The sequence below is a fragment of the Pseudomonas sp. R9.37 genome, from assembly GCF_963878885.1.
In the GTDB taxonomy this organism is placed as follows: Bacteria; Pseudomonadota; Gammaproteobacteria; order Pseudomonadales; family Pseudomonadaceae; genus Aquipseudomonas.
Genome location: NZ_CAWNZA010000019.1, coordinates 1,492 through 3,739 on the forward strand (window position 1 = coordinate 1,492; position 2,248 = coordinate 3,739).

General features: G+C 56.0%; 1 pseudogene (cut by both window edges). It reads left to right on the forward strand.

Features of this window, described 5'->3' with window-relative positions:
- Positions 1 to 2,248 (forward strand): annotated as a pseudogene (locus AACU78_RS30075) (immunoglobulin-like domain-containing protein) (its annotated part extends past both window edges: 1,491 nt to the left, 6,551 nt to the right); the annotation flags it as partial.

The window sequence follows — 2,248 nt, forward strand, 5'->3', positions numbered from 1 at the left end:
GACCGTCAACACGACGATCACCAACGCCACCGGTGGCAACTTCGAGAATCTGGCGACCAACCCTACGCCAGCGACCACCACGATTACCGATTCGATCGACACCACCACCGTTACTCTGACGGCGGATCCTTCGGTCGTTGAAGGCGGCAACATCACTTACACCGCTACGCTGACTAACCCGGCGCAAACTGCGGTGACTGTGACGCTTTCGAATGGTCAGACCATCGTCATCGAAGCGGGTAAATCTGCGGGCTCGGTAGTTTTCGAAACTCCGGCCAACGACGTCTACAACAACGGTTCGACCGTCAACACGACGATCACCAACGCCACCGGTGGCAACTTCGAGAATCTGGCGACCAACCCTACGCCAGCGACCACCACGATTACCGATTCGATCGACACCACCACCGTTACTCTGACGGCGGATCCATCGGTCGTTGAAGGTGGAAACATCACTTACACCGCCACGCTGACCAACCCGGCGCAAACTCCGGTCACCGTGACGCTGAGCAATGGCCAGACCATCGTCATCGAAGCCGGTAAATCTGCGGGCTCGGTGGTGTTTGAAACGCCAGCTAACGACGTTTACAACAATGGTTCGACCGTCAGCACCACTATTACCAGTGCAACTGGCGGTAACTTTGAGAACTTGGTTCCAGGTACTGCCCCAGCCGTCACCACGATCACTGATTCGATCGACACCACCACCGTCACCCTGACGGCAGATCCATCGGTCGTTGAAGGCGGCAACATCACTTACACCGCTACGCTGACTAACCCGGCGCAAACTGCGGTGACTGTGACGCTTTCGAATGGCCAGACCATCGTCATCGAAGCCGGTAAATCTGCCGGTTCGGTGGTTTTCGAAACCCCAGCTAACGACGTCTATAACAACGGTTCGACCGTCAACACGACGATCACCAACGCCACTGGCGGTAACTTCGAAAACCTGGCAACCAACCCAGCGCCAGCGACCACCACCATCACCGACTCGATTGATACCACTACCGTTACCCTGACTGCCGATAACTCGGTTGTTGAGGGCGGCAACATCACTTACACCGCCACGCTGACCAATCCAGCACAAACTGCTGTGACGGTTACCTTGAGCAACGGTCAGACGATCAACATCGAAGCGGGCAAGTCCAGCGGAACTGTAGTTTTCGAAACGCCGGCCAACGACGTCTACAACAACGGTTCGACCGTCAATACGACGATCACCAACGCCACTGGCGGCAACTTCGAGAACCTGGCGACCAACCCAGCGCCAGCCACCACCACGATCACCGACTCGATCGATACCACCACTGTCACTCTGACAGCGGATCCATCGGTCGTTGAAGGCGGCAACATTACTTACACCGCTACGCTGACTAACCCGGCGCAAACTGCGGTGACTGTGACGCTTTCGAATGGCCAGACCATCGTCATCGAAGCCGGTAAATCTGCCGGTTCGGTGGTTTTCGAAACCCCAGCTAACGACGTCTATAACAACGGTTCGACCGTCAACACGACGATCACCAACGCCACTGGCGGTAACTTCGAAAACCTGGCAACCAACCCAGCGCCAGCGACCACCACCATCACCGACTCGATTGATACCACTACCGTTACCCTGACTGCCGATAACTCGGTTGTTGAGGGCGGCAATATCACTTACACCGCCACGTTGACCAACCCGGCGCAAACTCCGGTTACCGTGACGTTGAGCAATGGCCAGACCATCGTTATCGAAGCGGGTAAATCTGCGGGCTCGGTGGTTTTCGAAACCCCAGCTAACGACGTTTACAACAATGGTTCGACTGTCAGCACCACTATTACCGGTGCAACTGGCGGTAACTTTGAGAACTTGGTTCCAGGTACCGCCCCAGCCGTCACCACGATCACTGATTCGATCGATACCACCACTGTCACTCTGACAGCGGATCCATCGGTCGTTGAAGGCGGCAACATCACTTACACCGCTACGCTGACCAACCCAGCGCAAACTGCTGTGACGGTCACGTTGAGCAACGGTCAGACGATCGTCATTGAAGCCGGTAAATCTGCCGGCTCGGTGGTGTTTGAAACGCCGGCTAACGACGTCTACAACAATGGTTCGACCGTCAGCACAACTATTACCAGTGCAACTGGCGGTAACTTTGAGAACTTGGTTCCAGGTACTGCCCCAGCCGTCACCACGATCACTGATTCGATCGACACCACTACCGTTACCCTGACGGCGGATCCATCGGTCGTTGAAGGCGGT